This window comes from Roseibium sp., assembly GCF_048260565.1.
Classification (GTDB): domain Bacteria; phylum Pseudomonadota; class Alphaproteobacteria; order Rhizobiales; family Stappiaceae; genus Roseibium.
Genome location: NZ_JBLXGP010000001.1, coordinates 973874 through 988935, shown reverse-complemented (window position 1 = coordinate 988935; position 15062 = coordinate 973874). Strand labels below are relative to the sequence as shown.

Below are 15062 nucleotides of genomic sequence, written 5' to 3'. Positions count from 1 at the left end.
CTATTTCCCCTTTCTCGACAGACGCGGGTTCAGGGCGTCGTTCAGACCTTCGCCGATGAGATTAAGCGCAAGCACCGTCATCAGGATGGCGAAACCGGGGAAGAAGGAGAGCCACCAGGCCTGTCGGATCACAGTACGTGCGGCACCGATCATGTAACCCCAGGACATGAGATTGGGATCACCCAGCCCAAGGAAGGAGAGGGAGGATTCCAGGAGGATGGCCGTTGCCACCATCAGGGAGGCAAGCACGATGATGGGGGACAAAGTGTTGGGCAGGATCTGGCGCCAGATGATGGTGCTGTTCTTCTGGCCCGACAGGATCGCGGCCTCGACATATTCCCGGGAGCGCAGGGAGAGCACCTCGCCGCGGACCAGGCGGGCGACCGGCGGCCAACTGACGATGGCAATCGCCCCGATGATCGACTGTACGCTCGGCTCGAAAATGGCGACGAGCACGATTGCGAGGGCGAAATTCGGCACGGTCTGGAAGAACTCCGTGAACCGCATCAGGGCGTCGTCGACAATACCGCCGAAATATCCGGCCAGAGCGCCAATCGGAATGCCGATCAGCAGGGAGACCACCGTGGAGACGAGCCCGATGAGAAGGGAGACCTGCGCGCCATAGGCCAGCCCGGAAAGCACATTGCGGCCGAGCGTATCCGTGCCGAGCGGCAGGGCTTCCATGGTGAAGGGCGGCAGGAACGGGCGCTGGACCATCTTCCACGGCGATTGGGGGAACAGGACCGGCGCAAGGATGGCAATCAGGATCACGAGGATGAGAATGCCAAGGCCAACCACGGCGCCGCGATTGCGTTTGAAGCGCTTCCAGAAATCCTGCATCACGACGCCCTGATTCTGGGATCAACGACCCGGTAGAGGATGTCGGTGATCAGGTTGAAGAGGAGCACCATGGCGGCGGAAATGAAGAAAACGCCAAGCAGGACATTGTAGTCGCGCTGGTTCAGGGCGTCGAACATCAGTCGTCCGATCCCGGGCCACGCGAACACCGTCTCCGTCAGGATCGCGCCGCCGACAAGTTGTCCCGCCTGAAGGCCAGCGAGAGTCACGACGGGAAGCATGGCGTTGCGGAAGATATGGCGCCATTGGATGACGCCGGGCTTCAGGCCCTTGGCGCGGGCGGTCTTGACGAAATCGAGTGAGGAGACCTCCAGCATCGAGGCGCGGGTCATGCGCATGTAGACCGCCATAAAGAACAGGCCGAGGGTCAGGGCCGGCAGGATCAGGTGCTCGCCGATATCAAGCACACGGGCAAACCCGGTGTAGCCGCCGCCCACGGTTTCGTATCCGAAACCGGGCAACCAGTTCAGTTCCACGGAAAAGAGCAGAACCGCCATCAGCGCGGCCCAGTAGAGCGGTGTGGCGTAGAAGAGCAGGGCAATGGTGGAAATGATGGTATCGGACCACTTGCCGACGCGCGCGGAGGCAAGCACGCCGGCGAGCACCCCCAGGAGGAGGGAGATCACGAAGGCGGTAATCGTCAGGAGCAGCGTCGCCGGTAACCGGTCCAGAATGAGATCCGCCACGGGCATTTGCTGACGGTAGGAAAAGCCCAGGTCCAGCTGCACGACGCCACTGAGATAAATCCCGAGCTGGGTGAGGAGCGGCTTGTCGAGGCCGAATTGCTCCTTGAGCTGATCAAGGAAGATCTGGTCCGCGGCACCGGCTTCCCCGGCCATCACGGCGGCGGGATCGCCGGGAGCGGCGTGGATCAGGAAGAAGTTCAAGGTGACGATGGCTATCAAGATGATCGCCGCCTTGACCAATCGCAGGGCGATAAAGCGCAGCATCGGGCCTCTGGTGTATTTTTATTGTTGGGAAGTCCCGCGCGGATTCCGGGTGGACCCGCGCGGGCTGTGCCTTACTTCTCGATGTAAGCGTCGCGGAAGCCGTCGTTGACACCGATGGCGGTGGTCACGAGGTCCTTGACGTTGCAGCGATAAATGGTCGGAAAGCCGAGTTCCAGGAGCCATGCGACCGGAACGTCGTTGGTCAGGATCTGCTGGGCTTCGGTGTAGAGCTTCTGGCGCTCTTCCTTGGTGACCGCAACGGCTGCCTTCTCGAAGAGTTCGTCGATCTTCGGGTTCTTGTATCCCTCGACATTGTTCCAGGGCGAGCCCTTGGCGATGTTGGAGGAGATATAGGTCCGGGCAACGCCCAGCGCCGGATCGCCGTACTGGTAGAGATAGGTGAAGGCGAGATCGTAATCCCATTCACTGATCTTCTGGTTCCAGCCGGCGACATCGGTCGCAACCATCTCGACGCTGATACCGACTTCTTCCAGGTTCTGCTTGATGGCTTCGGCCCAGCGCTGCCAGGTTTCGCCGTAGGGTAGGGGCAGCAGACGCACCGGCGTGCCGTCGTAGCCCATTTCCTTCAGGAGTTCCTTGGCTTTCTCCGGATTGTAGTCGTAGTGGGTCACGTCATCGGTGTAAAACCGCGTGGACGAGGACACCGGGCTCTGGGCGACGGCGCCGAGGCCGTTCCACAGGGCGTCCTTGGCGAATTCCCGGTCCATGGCGTACATGACCGCCTGGCGGAACCGTACGTCCGCGGTCGGGCCTTCCCGGTTGTTCAGCCACAGCCAGGACAGCGGACCGATGAATTCCCAGCCCTTGTCGGTGATACAGCTGTTGTCCAGGTTGGCGAGACGGCTGACGTCGAAGTTCTCGACGGAACCTCCCGGCAGAACGTCGACGACACCGGTTTCATAGGCCACGGCGCGCGAAGCCGCGTCGGGAATGACGTGCCAGTAAATCTCGTCGAGGTAGGGAAGACCGTCGACGTAATAGTCCTCGTTTTTCTTCAGGAGGATGTGAGACCCCTTGACCCATTCGACGAACTTGAATGGCCCGGTTCCGATCGGATGATTGTTGGCGGGGTTCGTCTTGTAGTCGGTGCCATCGTAGATGTGTTTCGGAACGATCGGCATGGTGCCGCCTTCGAAGATGCCGATGAACGGTCCGAACGGCTCTTTCAGCTTGAAGACAACGGTATTGGCGTCGGGCGCGGTGATCGATTCCACATGCTCGAGCGAGGTCCGAAGGCGCGCATGGGTCTCACGCAGGAAAACGTCTGCAGAAAAGACCACATCGGCGGCGGAAAACGGCTCGCCGTCATGCCATTTCACGTTGTCGAAGAGGTGAAAGGTGTAGGTCAGGCCGTCATCGGAAATTTCCCAGGACTTCGCCAACTGAGGCATCGGCTCCAGGTTTTCGTCGTAACGCAACAGGCTTTCGTAGATATTGCCGGCGACCATCTGGGTCGGGCCGTTCTGAACCAGGCCGAGCATCAGGCTGGGCGGCTCGGGCTGGATGACGACGTTCGCTCGTCCTCCTGAAACCGGTTCGGCATGAGCCGTACCGGCGGCCACGATCAAGGTCGCAGCCAAACTGGTCAGTTTTTTCAGCATGTTCGATTTCCCCTCGTTGACCGGCGTACGGATCTTGTCTCTTTTCACGCCGTTTGCTGATGGATTGGAAGGTGTCGGACTGGTTTGTCAGTTCACCAGGTCCGGGTAATGCTTGATTGCGAGACGCTGAAAAGCGTCCCACTGAGGATCCGGTTTGTTGCCGGAATGCTGCTTGTCCCAGCCTTCGTATTGCTGGGCCGTCTTTTCGGCGAGATCCGTGCCGAGTTTGCGGGGCGTGCCGCCGGAGGACATGATCGCAAGCTGGGCCTTGCAGGCCCGCTCCAGGTTGAACATTAGCGCAAAGGCTTCACCGACGGTTCGACCGCAGGTCAGCAGTCCGTGGTTCCGGAGCACCATGACATTGCTGTCACCGAGGTCGGCAACCAGTCGTTCGCGTTCGGCGAGATCGAGCGCGATGCCTTCATAGTCGTGGAATGCGGTTCGGTTGTAAAACTGCAGGGACCATTGGTTCAGCGGCAGAATGCCTTCTTCCATCGAGGAGATGGCGACCCCGGCCACCGTATGCGTATGGAGGACGCAGTGAACCTCCGGGCGGGCTGCATGGACCGCGCTGTGGATGGTAAAGCCTGCCTTGTTGATCCCGGCACCGTGGGTGTCCCGCAGGATGTTGCCGTCGACATCGACCGTGGCCAGGCTGCTGGCGGTGACTTCATCGAAGCGCAGACCGTAAGGATTGATCAGGAACGCGTTCTCGCCTTCTTCCTGAGGGGCCTTGGCGGAAATATGGGTGAAGATACTGTCGTCCATCTTGAAATGGGCGATCAGCCGATAGGCGGCGGCAAGGTCGATGCGCTCCTTCGGCTGGTCGGTGGACGATGGGATCGCTGAGATCTGAGTCATTGCCTTCTTTGCCCCGATGCCGCTGGTTCGCGGCGTTCTGTTCGAACAAGCGGACCGAACTGTAGAATCCGCTTCCGTATAACTACGTGCTACGCAAACATGGGAGCCTGCCTGTGTCAATTGTCGACAATAATCAATTTTTGAGCAAGGATAGGGGCAGATAACCAGCTGTTTGGGTGCGATTGCACGTGCTTTGGGCAGACAATTGCTCGTCAAATAGGTCCTGCCGCAGCTGGAAAACGGTGCGTTTCGTGGTATCGGGGCCGAACGGACGGCTCGATTACGCGGACCGGACAAGAGGGGCGACAGTGAATTTGGATCTGCCGCTTTGACAAACAACAAGGCCGGTCGCGCGAAACATTGGTGCGATTGAGACAGGGTGTCCACAGGGGATGTTTTCAGCTCTTGAAACCACGGATCTCGTCCAGCAGATCGCGAGACAGATTATCAATGCCGTCGCGGATGGCCAATTGAAGCCGGGAGAACGGCTGACGGAATTGCGGCTGTCCAAGGAATTCGGGACGAGCCGGGCTCCGGTACGGGAAGCATTGAGGCTGCTGGAGAGCCAGGGACTTGTTGTTTCCAGTCCGCGGCGCGGGTTTTTCGTGCGGACCCTGACCTCCGACGATCTTCGAGACATATACGAATTGCGCATCGGTATGGAGATCCATGCAGCTGATCTGGCGCTGCAGCGGATCAGCGACCGGGAGTTCGGGCTGCTCAGGGCCCAGGCGGACAAGCTATACGAACTCGCAGAGGAAGGGTCGATCGGCGAACAGATCTTTGCCGACTTCACCTTCCATCGCATGTTGTGCGCCTTCGGCGGCAATGCCCGGCTCTTGAAGGTCTACGACGATCTCGCGGTCGAGATGCGCGCAGGCATCACACTGATCGGAAAACTATATGACGATCCCCACAAGATCGCCGAGACCCATGAGCCCATTCTGGAGGCCTTGAAGAACAAGGACCGGGCGAAATTACGGGAAGCCCTGCGTTATCATATCGGGGTAGCACGGGACGAAGTCGTAAAACTGTTCAAGGACATGGGCGCCTGAGCTCGAAAAAGCGGGCCGACGCCTGTGGGAACAATGTCATTTCCAGCGCGCTTAAGAAACAGAGCGCTTAATCCGTGCTCCTCCGCAAGTGCTATGCCGTGGTTCGTGCCCAGGACCATCAAGGCCGTCGCCCAGGCGTCGGCTTCCATACAGGTTTGGGCCACCACCGTGACTGAAGCCGGCGCGTCTTGAAGCGGCCCGCCACGGCGCGGGTCCATCGTGTGCGACAGGTGTCTGCCGCCAACTTCAATCCAGTGACGATAGTCGCCGGATGTGGCGACGGCCGCATCCTGAAGGGCGAGAATGGAGTAAGGCGTCCGGATCCGGATGTCCGGTTCTTCCACCGCGATCACCCAGGGACTGCCGTCCGGCTGAAGGCCGAGCGCGCGCAGTTCACCGTCGATCCCGACGAGCGCATCGCGGATGCCGAATCCGATGAGCGTTTCCGCCAGACGGTCAACGCCGAACCCCTTGGCAATACCGGACAGATCGAGCGCCAGGGGCGCGTGTTTGCGCATCCGCCGGCCTGCGTGATCTAATTCGAGAACCTCATGGGCGGCATGGCGTTTCATTCCAAGGGCGGCCTGGATTCGGACCGGATCCGCGTCCTCTGAGCCGAAGCCCCAGGCCCTCACCGCATCGCCCATTCCGATATCGAATGCGCCACCGGACATGCGCCCGATCTCAAGCCCGGTTTGGAGGACATGGAAGAGTTCTTCAGGCACTGGTGTCCATGTGTCCGTCGGGGCAGCATTGAGACGCATGAGGTCACTGTCCGGTTTCCAGGTGGACATCTGCATGTCGACTTTTTCCACCGCCACCTGAAGCGCCGCCTTGACGGGAGCGATCTCAAAACCCGATGGAGCAAGAAACAGCGCCGACCAGCGCGTGCCCATGGTCGGGCCGTTCAAGGCATGACGGTACAGGTCAGTATACGTCTTCGACATAACGTCCCTCCGTTTTGAGCATTGCCGGGGTCAATCCGGAAGGTGCCAGGATATCGGTCAGGCTTTCGGCCACTCCGCGGGCCATGTCGCGCCCTCCGCAAACCATGACCCTTGCTCCATTTGCGATAAGCCGCGTGATCTCGGCTGCATCCCGTCGCAGGGCATCCTGAACGTAGATTGGCGACTTGCCGCGTGAAAAAGCGGTTGCGAGCCGGCTGAGCCGTCCGTCCCGCGACCAGTCGGCGAGGTCATCGGAATAGAGAAAATCGCTTTCCGGATGCCGCGCGCCGAAAAACAGGTGAATGGGACGTTTGGCGGTGTTGTTGCGTATGAAGCCGGCCAGCGGTCCTATGCCTGTTCCGGCACCGATCAGGATCAATGGCGCCTTGCCGCCTACCGGATGGAAATCCGGATTTCGGCGAATGAAGGCCTTGACCGTTTCGCCGGGTTCGAGCCCTATCAGTTGGCCCGAGCAGAGACCGCCGGGATGTTTGCGGACTGCGATCTCGACGAAGCCGTCACCAGTGCCGGAGGCGAGGGAATAGAAGCGGGGCAAGGTGGATCCTTCCGGGACGATGCCCAGCAGGTCTCCGGGGGCGAATTTCGGAAAACCGCGCCCTGTGAGGCGTCTCCACAGGGAGGTGCGGGGGATTTGGAACCGCAGGATTGCAGTCGGGGCCTGTACCTCGGCACCATAGTCTCGTCTCGACATCAGGGGCAGGCCTGTTGCGGCCGGTTGTTGAGACTGATGGTTGAGGGTGAGCTCGAAGCCGATCGCCGCGCCGAAGTTTCGGCCCCAGCGGGCAAAGTCCTGCGGCGACTGCCGGTCGACGGTCTCCATGGGGATCAGGGTCTGCCAGCCCTTGGCTTGTGCCGCTTGCATGACATGTTCGGCAAAGGCGCAGAATGCGGGGAAGTTGCGATCGCCGAAGCCGAGGACGGTAAGCGGTGCTTCGGGAGCCCTGTCCATGACCGAGAGCTGCTCAAGAAAACCTTTTGCGGAAGCCGGAGCATCGCCATCACCGTAAGTCGCGGCAAAGATCACGAACCTGCAGGCATTCGCATAACGAGCCGGATTGAACGACGACATCGCGGCCGTGTGAACCGATTGTCCCGCAGCCTTGAGTTCAGCGTGAAGCGTAGCGGCAAACCCCCATGTGCTGCCGCCTTCGCTGCCCACGAGCACAATTGTTTCCGCTTTGTTAGCTGGCGTATTATTTCTGATCCGAGGGCGTCCCCTCCGTCCGGCTGCCCACACGACAAGCCCGGTTCCGCCCATGACGGGTACACCCAGCGCCATGAATCCCAGGACAAGTCCGAGCAGGGAGGCCCCTTGTCCGGTATGCAGCATATAGATGGTTTCCGAGACACTGTCCCATGCGGTCAACTCCGCCCAGATCAGCAAATCGCCGGTGCCCTGGTCGATGTATCCGGTTCCGCTGTCCGTCTTTAGGGTGAAAACGTCGGTGGTATCTCCCGGATAGGGGAAGGTCAGGTCACGAAACTCTGCGACCGGGGTCTGAACGAGGACCGGTATTTTCGTCAAGGCGAAGCCGGCTGTGCCGCTTACCTCGGCTGGGAGGGCGGGTTTGACGGGGCCGTCGGGCAAAAGGTCAAAAGTGGAGGCTGCCATCCAGATAGCCGTTGCCGACGAGATCAGGAGGCCTGCGAAAGTGAGCCGGGCGATCTCGATATGCAGCCGGCCGGAAAATGGACCCTTGAGCGGGGAGAACCACCGGCGCCAACCGCCGGCGCGGCGTGCGACCAGAAAGATACCAGACACGGTCAGCACCAGGAGCGTACCTGCGCCCAGCGCCGCGACGAGACGACCGGAATCATCGAGGAACAGCGAACGGTGCAGGTTTTTAAGCCAGCGTTCGACCTGGTTCGGGTCTGCCGACGCGACGCCGGTTCCCGTTGCAGGGTCGATGACGGCCGATTCGGGCCGGCCGTCCGCGAACCAGTAGGCGGTGATCCGGCCCGATGGAGCACGCCGGATCTGTTCGACACCGGGGTAGGTGTCCTGAATGCGTTGCGCGAGCTCCGCCACGGACAGGCTCGCTTCTGTTTTTGGCGCCGAGAGGGTTTCCGCCGCCGGGAAAAGCGACAGCGCGGTGCCGCTCAGGGCAAGAACGGTCAGAAGGAGTGCCGCCAGAAGACCCGGCCAGCGGTGGAGCGCGCGGATCATGTCCGTCTCCTCAGAAATCGTAGCTAAAGGAGTTGATGTAGCGACGGCCGTGTATCGAGGTTCCTGCGCCGGCGGTTGTCAGCGGCACGGTGACTTCGTTGGGGCTGTCGCGCATGTCTTCAACCGCGGCATCGATGTGCAGTTCGTAGCCCGCGTCGAACAGTGTATCGGCAAGATCCAACGTGATCTTGAGGGATTTGCCGGCTCCGACACTGGCGCCCGTAATGCCGTTGATTTCCGCCGTATTGCCACTGGTGGCACGGAACCAGTCATTTAGATGCTCGTAGTATTTGGATTTGGGGCCGGCCATCCAAAGGCTGCCGACATACGCCCCTTTGGCGTCTGTTACGTAAAGGGCAAGATAAGCACCATCACCGCCGTAGTTGTTGAGTGTCGTCGTCAGGGTCACGGGTTTGGCGGTGGCGAGGGTTGGGAGTGTCAGTGCGGTTGTCAGCGCGAGGGCTGCAAGAAGCGACTTCATGATCTGTTTGCCTTTCAAGTCTTAGGGGGTGAATTCCAGGGGCCGGCGGCGAGCGTCTTTGGTTCTCCACCGTCCGGCCCCGGGTGCTTTCAGTTGACCTGAACCTTCGGTCCGGCGCCGTTGCCGAAAAGACCGTTTTGCGGCGGGGCGACCGTTCCGGCGGGAGCCGGATTGGCCCGTGCGCCGTAACGGCCGTCATCGTCATCATCGTCGTCATCGTCATCGTGGCGGGATCGGCCGTAGCTGCGGTGATCGTCGTCGTGACGTGAGCGCCTGTAATCGCCGCGTTCATCATCGTCGTCGTCACTTGCCAGCATCAGATATGCCGGCCGCTTGCCGTGTTCGGCGAAATGGCGGCCGTAACCGCCTTCACCGAAAAAGGCGCTATAGGCGGGCAGGGCGATGACCGCGGTCAATGCTGTGCCGGCTGCGAAGATTGCGAGGGTCTTCTTCATCGGAAATCTCCTTCCATGTGATCCAATGAAGTCAATCTCGTCCTTCAGCCTGAGCGCAGCCTGACGGCAATCGATTTTCTGCTTCAGCTTGCGTTCAGGAAAATGCCCCGCCCGGAGTGTCTTCCGGACGGGGCATTGGTTGCGGACGGAACTGAACGGTTGTGGGAGATGATATCAGGCGATATCGCCGGGTTCCGGCGGCCGTTTTCTGCCAGTAACCATGGCGTGGGCGAGATTTTCCCGATGACGGACTGAGGCAAATGCGACACCGCCCAAATGCAGGGCGATCAGAAAGAGCATGAGGTTGGCGAAAACTTCGTGCATTTCTTCGAGGACTTCCTCTCGCTCTCCACCTCTTTCACCGGATTCGCCGTATTCATCCTCATCGGCCTGGGCCGTGGTTACGATTGGCGGCAGTTCGGGCTGGAGCGCCTGCCGGGACGGGTCGGCTATCAGCCAGCCGGTGAAGGCAGTGCCTGACAGGGTGAGCAGGATTGCCACGATCATGACCGCACCAGCCGGATTATGTCCGAGGTAACGGGCCTCCCGTCCGCGCAACGCATCGGAGAGATAACGGACGGTGGTTCCCGGTCCGCGCAGGAACTGAGTGAAGCGGGCGTAGCGGGAACCGAAGAGGCCCCAAAGGATGCGAAACGCGATCAGGCCTGCAACAATATAACCGAAGATCTCATGAAGCGGTTGGAGTTCGTCAGCGGTCAGCCATGCGGTAGCGAATGCCGCAACCAGCCCCCAGTGGAAGATCCGAACCAGCGGGTCCCAGACGCGAACCGCATCAGTCATCGTGTCCATCCTTCCTCTTTTTGCGGGAGTGGGAATCACCTTCGCCCCGGTACTCAAGTTCGAGCACATCGAGTGTTGCCGGATGAACGGTTGCTTCGATGGAACGGCCTTGTGCGTCCTGCCCGATTATCTCGTAGCAGCCGTCGTGGATCTTGATGCGGCGGACGGTCCAGCCATGATCGTTGGCCAGTTGGGTGACGGCTTCGCGCGGTTGCCAGTCGGTCATGGGAACGAAACAATCGTCATCCGCACTGGCGGAACACGTCCAAAGGATTGCGCCCGCAAATGCCAGAATTGTCAGGGGCTTTTTCATAGGCCAAACTCCGTGTCCGGGCCATTCATTCGATTCTGACTAGACTGATGCACTATGAATCTGACGGGATCCTGAAGCAGGTTCCGCCGTTGCTTCAGCTACGTGTCAGCCGCGCGTTCGAAAGTATACTGGCTTGATATTAGAGGTAATGCGGACGATGCGGATACTCCTGATCGAAGATGATACGGTCCTGGGGACCGCGGTGCGAGACCAGATCGCGGGTGATGGCCACTCGGTCGACTGGGTACTTCGTCTGGATGAGGCTCGTGAGGCCATTGCCGGCACGGGATACGACCTCGTCCTGCTTGACCTGATGCTCCCGGATGGCCGGGGCGTTCCCTTTCTGAAGGACCTTCGGTCAAGGGGAGATGTGACCCCTGTCATCATTCTCACGGCACTCGATCAGGTTTCGGACCGGATAGACGGGCTGAATGCAGGTGCCGACGACTATATGGTCAAACCGTTTGATCTTGCCGAGCTTTCGGCGCGGATCGGCTCCGTTGCGCGGCGTTATACGGGTAATCCCAATCCGATCATCGTTCATGGACCTCTGGAGGTCGATCTTGCCGCCCGCAGCATTCGCAAGGACGGAAAGCCGGTACAACTCACCGCGCGTGAGTGGGTGTTGTTCGAGGCCTTCCTGCAGCGGCCGGGACAGCTTCTGTCCAAGGGGCAGTTGGAAGAACGACTCTATTCGTTCGACAAGGAAGTGGAGAGCAACACGATCGAGGTGCATGTCAGCCGTCTTCGCAAAAAACTGGGTGCGGGTATCATCGAGACCGAACGCGGCCTTGGCTACAGATTGGGGGCGGCATGAGGGTGCCGCACACGCTTCAGGTCCGGCTTGCCCTGGGTATCGGTCTCCTGCTGACTTTACTCTGGATCGGTGTCGCCGCGGTAACGGCTGTGAAGCTGCAGCACGATCTGGATGAGGTATTCGATTCTACGTTGCAGGAAACCGCGCAGCGGATTTTGCCCCTGGCGGTTGTCGATATCATCGGGCGAGAGGAAGAGGGTGTCACTCAACACCTTGCCTCCATTCGGCCGCACAACGAGTATTTTACCTATATCGTGAGGGACCGCGACGGCCGGGTCCTGGTGCAGTCCCATGCCGCGGATCCAGCCATTTTCCCAGCTTACGACGGTCCCGGATTTCGGCAGACGTCCGCCTACAGGTTCTACAATGACGAAGCCTTGAGAGGCAGTGTCCGGATATCCGTCGCCGAGCCGCTTGCACATCGGGTTGAAGCTGCGCGGGAGCTGCAGATCGGTCTCGGCTTACCCTTGCTGGGCGTGATTCCGATTACGCTGATTGCCGTCGCGCTCGTCCTGCGGCGCAGTCTGGCCCCGGTGCGCCAGTTCCGGGATGGACTGGCCGCCCGTGGCATTCGCGATCTGTCTCCAGTGGAGACCAGCGGGCTCCCGGGAGAAATTGCACCCGTTGCCGACACTTTGAACACGCTGCTGTCGCGGCTTCAGGCGGCCTTTGATGCGGAACGAAGCTTTGCCGCCAATGCGGCGCACGAGTTGCGAACACCTCTGGCCGGAGCGATCGCCCAGGCGCAGCGATTGCAGTCGGAGACCTCCGATCCGGAGGCGCGGAGGCGTGCAGCTGAGATTGAAGCGTCGCTGAAACGTCTGACCCGTGTTTCTGAACGGTTGATGCAGATGGCACGGGCTGAAGGCGGGCGTCTTCGGAGCGAGCAAGCCTCCGACCTGAGACCGGTCCTGCGCATGGTCGTCGAGGATTTTGCCAGACTTTCATCGTTCGACCGCCTTGCTCTTACTCTTCCCGATCTGCCGGTCCTGTCCGATATCGATCCGGATGCCTTTGGGATCGTGATCAGGAACCTGGTCGAGAATGCACTGCGCCATGGAACTCCGGATACGGCGATCGAGATTAAACTGTCGCCGGACGTCAGCCTCTCTGTTTCCAATGATTGTGACGTCATTCCCGATGAGATCCTTGACCGTCTTACCCAGCGTTTTGAACGGACGAATTCCTCAAATACAGGTAGTGGCCTTGGTCTTGCCATTGTCGCGACCATTGCCGAACGGGTCGGTGGTGAACTGAGGCTTCAATCACCCATTCCCGGGAAGGTGTCGGGTTTTCGCGCCGAAGTTCAGTTTCCGCCTGCTTGAGCGCCGAATGGGCCGGCCGAGAGCGTGGATGTATAAATGGAGGCTTGAGGCCACCCGCTTGGCATGATGAGGTATACTCAATGCCATAGGCACCTCATCCGAACCGATTTCTCCTGACGATTGAAATATGCAAGATAATTCTTGAATCGCTGTTGGTGATGTGTATTAAATTGCAGAAACCGAAAGAGGGAAGAGTCTGTAGGCAATATAATACATAAAATTTGGTGCGGCCGCGAACAGATGGAATAGCGTGCCGCTTTTTTCTGGGAGGAGAAAACATGAAGAACCATCTGATGGCCGCGCTGATGGCGTGCGCATCGGCGGCATTTGTCGCGAATACCGCTCAGGCTGCCGACATCAAGATCGGCCTGCTTCTGCCGAAGAGCGGTCCTTACGCCGCGCTCGGCAAGGAAATCGAAGACGGTTTCACCATGGCCCTCGAAGAGGGTGGGAAGTCCGAAGAATTCAAGATCGTATCCGAAGACAGCGAAGCCAAGCCGCAGACCGGCGTGGCCAAGGCGCGCAAGCTCGTGCTTCAGGACGAGGTGGATGCCATGGTTGGTATCGTGTCCTCTGCTGTTCTGGGTGCTGTCCGCGACTTCGTTGACAGCTCCAAGGTGCCGCTGGTCGTTGCCAATGCGGGCAATGATCAGGCTACGGGCGCGAATTGCAGCCGTTATATCACCCGGGTATCGTTCTCCAACGGACAGGTTAATCGCCCGATGGGCGAGTGGATGGCCCGAATCGGCATCAAGAAGGTCTATACGATGGCGCCGGACTATGCGGCCGGTCATCAGATGATCGACACGTTCTCGGAAGCCTTCAAAGCTGCAGGCGGTGAGATCGTCGGCTCCGAGTATACGCCTTTCGGCAAGACCCAGGATTTCGGTCCCTATCTGACCAAGGCAAAGGCGGCCTCTCCGGATGCGATCTACGTCTTCTATGCCGGCAAGGAAGCGATCACCTTCGTCAAGCAGTACGACTCCTTCGGGCTGAAGAAGGATATTCCGCTTTACGGCTCCGGCTTCCTGACGTCTCCGCTCTATGTTGCGGCAGAAGGTCCGGCAGCAATCGGCGTGACGACGGCACTGCATTACGTCCCGACCATCAACACGCCGGAAAACAAGGCCTTCGTTAAAGCCTTCAAGGCCAAGTTCGACCGTGCGCCGTCCGAATATGCCGTTCAGGGCTATGACGCCGGCCGCGTGCTTGTCGAAGCGGTCAATGCGGGGGCAACCGACCGGGAATCGATCACGGAACAACTGTCCAAGGTGTCCTATTCCGGTCCGCGCGGTCCGCTGACCATCGATCCGGCCACCAACAACGTCGTACAGAACATCTACGTCTATGAGACCGTCGCCGACGGCGATGGTCTGACGCAGAAGATGATCGGCACCATCGGTCTGGTTCGCGACCCGGCCAACGGCTGCACGCTGAAGTAAAATAAAAATACGCCCGGCGCGGGTCAGCCGCGCCGGGCTCTGGCAATAAGATATTCGGTGGGAGGGGCGACTATGGTCGCGGATGCCGACTTCTGGCTGACGCAGTTCCTCAATGGAATGCAGCTTTCCATGCTGCTGTTTCTGCTTTCGATCGGTCTGACGATCATTTTCGGTCTCATGCATTTCGTCAATCTCGCCCATGGCGCGCTTTATATGGTCGGCGCCTATGTGGGAGTCAGTGCGGCAGCCTCTCTTGGCAACTTCTGGCTTGCGCTGATCGCGGCACCTCTGGCCGTCACGCTTGTCGGGATCGTTCTTTATGTTGCCGTCATTCGCCGCATGCGCAGGGCAGGTCCGATGAACCAGGTTCTGGTGACCTTCGGCCTGATCTTCGTGCTGGTCGATCTGGTGCGCATCCGGTGGGGTGACATCGCCCTCGGCATGGAACAGCCTGCAATCCTGTCCGGTCCTGCCGAGATTTTCGGGGTCACTTACCCGGCTTACCGTCTGTTCATCATCGCAGTCGGCCTCGTCGTCCTGGTTGCGCTCAGCCTGGTGCTGTCGCGCACCCAGATCGGGGCCATGGTCCGTGCCGGCGTGGAGAACGATGCGATGGCTTCCTGCCTGGGGATCAATGTCGAACGGCTGTTCTTCGTGGTCTTCTGTGTCGGCTGTGCGCTGGCGGGGCTTGCGGGTGCGGTCGCGGCGCCGGTTTTCTCGGCAACGCCGTCCATGGCGACGGACATTCTCATTCCGACGCTGATCGTGGTGGTCATCGGCGGGCTTGGAAGCCTGGGTGGCGCCATCGTCGGATCGCTGATCATCGGCTTTATTCAGACCTTCGGCGCGGTGGTGCTGCCGGGATTTGCGTCCGTGCTCGTCTACGTGCTGCTCGCGATCGTCCTAATCGCCAAGCCGGCCGGCTTGTTGCCGGCCAGGAGCTAGCG

At 60.0% G+C, this 15062-nt stretch carries 15 protein-coding genes; 5 read left to right on the top strand and 10 right to left on the bottom strand.

Annotated elements, in window-relative coordinates; genetic code table 11:
* The 4 genes from ACN0SO_RS04525 to ACN0SO_RS04510 form a co-directional block, all read right to left on the bottom strand.
* Complete coding sequence (locus ACN0SO_RS04525) at positions 1-840, bottom strand: ABC transporter permease (protein ID WP_417674946.1); 840 nt, start codon at positions 838-840, stop codon at positions 1-3.
* Complete coding sequence (locus ACN0SO_RS04520) at positions 840-1808, bottom strand: ABC transporter permease (protein WP_417674944.1); 969 nt, start codon at positions 1806-1808, stop codon at positions 840-842. Before ACN0SO_RS04520 ends, ACN0SO_RS04525 begins: the two co-directional genes overlap by 1 nt.
* A 71-nt stretch (positions 1809-1879) precedes the next feature.
* A complete protein-coding gene (locus ACN0SO_RS04515) occupies positions 1880-3430 on the bottom strand; it encodes an ABC transporter substrate-binding protein (protein WP_417674942.1) in 1551 nt (516 codons plus the stop codon).
* An 87-nt stretch (positions 3431-3517) separates the two neighbouring features.
* Positions 3518-4291 (bottom strand): class II aldolase/adducin family protein, encoded by a 774-nt coding sequence (locus ACN0SO_RS04510; protein WP_417674940.1) that lies wholly within the window; start codon positions 4289-4291, stop codon positions 3518-3520.
* 392 nt (positions 4292-4683) lie between these two features.
* On the opposite strand from ACN0SO_RS04510, the gene ACN0SO_RS04505 reads away from it, so the two are divergent.
* Positions 4684-5346 (top strand): GntR family transcriptional regulator, encoded by a 663-nt coding sequence (locus tag ACN0SO_RS04505; protein ID WP_346912260.1) that lies wholly within the window; start codon positions 4684-4686, stop codon positions 5344-5346.
* Here ACN0SO_RS04505 and ACN0SO_RS04500 read toward each other — a convergent pair.
* The 6 genes from ACN0SO_RS04500 to ACN0SO_RS04475 form a co-directional block, all read right to left on the bottom strand.
* The gene (locus ACN0SO_RS04500; RefSeq protein ID WP_417674938.1) at positions 5289-6293 is read right to left on the bottom strand and encodes an FAD:protein FMN transferase; all 1005 of its coding nucleotides are present in this window, start codon (positions 6291-6293) and stop codon (positions 5289-5291) included. The two genes, ACN0SO_RS04505 and ACN0SO_RS04500, sit on opposite strands and share 58 nt — an antisense overlap.
* The gene (locus ACN0SO_RS04495; RefSeq protein ID WP_417674936.1) at positions 6274-8481 is read right to left on the bottom strand and encodes a PepSY domain-containing protein; all 2208 of its coding nucleotides are present in this window, start codon (positions 8479-8481) and stop codon (positions 6274-6276) included. Before ACN0SO_RS04495 ends, ACN0SO_RS04500 begins: the two co-directional genes overlap by 20 nt.
* 10 nt (positions 8482-8491) lie before the next feature.
* The gene (locus ACN0SO_RS04490) at positions 8492-8962 is read right to left on the bottom strand and encodes a DUF2271 domain-containing protein (protein ID WP_417674934.1); all 471 of its coding nucleotides are present in this window, start codon (positions 8960-8962) and stop codon (positions 8492-8494) included.
* 89 nt (positions 8963-9051) lie between these two features.
* A complete protein-coding gene (locus tag ACN0SO_RS04485) occupies positions 9052-9417 on the bottom strand; it encodes a hypothetical protein (RefSeq protein WP_417674932.1) in 366 nt (121 codons plus the stop codon).
* Between the two features lie 174 nt (positions 9418-9591).
* Complete coding sequence (locus ACN0SO_RS04480) at positions 9592-10218, bottom strand: cytochrome b/b6 domain-containing protein (protein WP_417674930.1); 627 nt, start codon at positions 10216-10218, stop codon at positions 9592-9594.
* Complete coding sequence (locus ACN0SO_RS04475) at positions 10211-10531, bottom strand: PepSY domain-containing protein (protein ID WP_417674928.1); 321 nt, start codon at positions 10529-10531, stop codon at positions 10211-10213. The genes ACN0SO_RS04480 and ACN0SO_RS04475 overlap by 8 nt, the downstream gene beginning before the upstream one ends.
* A gap of 157 nt (positions 10532-10688) precedes the next feature.
* Here ACN0SO_RS04475 and ACN0SO_RS04470 point away from each other — a divergent pair, with 157 nt between their 5' ends.
* From ACN0SO_RS04470 to ACN0SO_RS04455, 4 genes are all read left to right on the top strand, one after another.
* Complete coding sequence (locus ACN0SO_RS04470; protein WP_417674926.1) at positions 10689-11348, top strand: response regulator transcription factor; 660 nt, start codon at positions 10689-10691, stop codon at positions 11346-11348.
* Positions 11345-12673, top strand: coding sequence for a sensor histidine kinase (locus tag ACN0SO_RS04465; protein WP_417674924.1), 1329 nt, complete (start codon positions 11345-11347; stop codon positions 12671-12673). Before ACN0SO_RS04470 ends, ACN0SO_RS04465 begins: the two co-directional genes overlap by 4 nt.
* Positions 12674-12951: 278 nt before the next feature.
* Positions 12952-14115, top strand: a complete 1164-nt coding sequence (locus ACN0SO_RS04460) for an ABC transporter substrate-binding protein (RefSeq protein ID WP_417674922.1) — start codon at positions 12952-12954, stop codon at positions 14113-14115.
* A 72-nt stretch (positions 14116-14187) separates the two neighbouring features.
* Positions 14188-15060: a branched-chain amino acid ABC transporter permease gene (locus ACN0SO_RS04455; protein ID WP_417674920.1), complete on the top strand. Its 873-nt coding sequence runs from the start codon at positions 14188-14190 to the stop codon at positions 15058-15060.
* The last annotated feature ends 2 nt before the right edge of the window (positions 15061-15062 follow it).

What these genes read in the sequence shown, in the direction of transcription:
- ACN0SO_RS04455 (WP_417674920.1), top strand. Translation starts at nt 14,188, where the DNA reads ATGGTCGCGGATGCCGACTTCTGGCTGACGCAGTTCCTCAATGGAATG.
- ACN0SO_RS04490 (WP_417674934.1), bottom strand. Translation starts at nt 8,962, where the DNA reads ATGAAGTCGCTTCTTGCAGCCCTCGCGCTGACAACCGCACTGACACTC.
- ACN0SO_RS04510 (WP_417674940.1), bottom strand. Translation starts at nt 4,291, where the DNA reads ATGACTCAGATCTCAGCGATCCCATCGTCCACCGACCAGCCGAAGGAG.
- ACN0SO_RS04495 (WP_417674936.1), bottom strand. Translation starts at nt 8,481, where the DNA reads ATGATCCGCGCGCTCCACCGCTGGCCGGGTCTTCTGGCGGCACTCCTT.
- ACN0SO_RS04525 (WP_417674946.1), bottom strand. Translation starts at nt 840, where the DNA reads ATGCAGGATTTCTGGAAGCGCTTCAAACGCAATCGCGGCGCCGTGGTT.
- ACN0SO_RS04515 (WP_417674942.1), bottom strand. Translation starts at nt 3,430, where the DNA reads ATGCTGAAAAAACTGACCAGTTTGGCTGCGACCTTGATCGTGGCCGCC.
- ACN0SO_RS04460 (WP_417674922.1), top strand. Translation starts at nt 12,952, where the DNA reads ATGAAGAACCATCTGATGGCCGCGCTGATGGCGTGCGCATCGGCGGCA.
- ACN0SO_RS04500 (WP_417674938.1), bottom strand. Translation starts at nt 6,293, where the DNA reads ATGTCGAAGACGTATACTGACCTGTACCGTCATGCCTTGAACGGCCCG.
- ACN0SO_RS04470 (WP_417674926.1), top strand. Translation starts at nt 10,689, where the DNA reads ATGCGGATACTCCTGATCGAAGATGATACGGTCCTGGGGACCGCGGTG.
- ACN0SO_RS04520 (WP_417674944.1), bottom strand. Translation starts at nt 1,808, where the DNA reads ATGCTGCGCTTTATCGCCCTGCGATTGGTCAAGGCGGCGATCATCTTG.
- ACN0SO_RS04485 (WP_417674932.1), bottom strand. Translation starts at nt 9,417, where the DNA reads ATGAAGAAGACCCTCGCAATCTTCGCAGCCGGCACAGCATTGACCGCG.
- ACN0SO_RS04465 (WP_417674924.1), top strand. Translation starts at nt 11,345, where the DNA reads ATGAGGGTGCCGCACACGCTTCAGGTCCGGCTTGCCCTGGGTATCGGT.
- ACN0SO_RS04505 (WP_346912260.1), top strand. Translation starts at nt 4,684, where the DNA reads ATGTTTTCAGCTCTTGAAACCACGGATCTCGTCCAGCAGATCGCGAGA.
- ACN0SO_RS04475 (WP_417674928.1), bottom strand. Translation starts at nt 10,531, where the DNA reads ATGAAAAAGCCCCTGACAATTCTGGCATTTGCGGGCGCAATCCTTTGG.
- ACN0SO_RS04480 (WP_417674930.1), bottom strand. Translation starts at nt 10,218, where the DNA reads ATGACTGATGCGGTTCGCGTCTGGGACCCGCTGGTTCGGATCTTCCAC.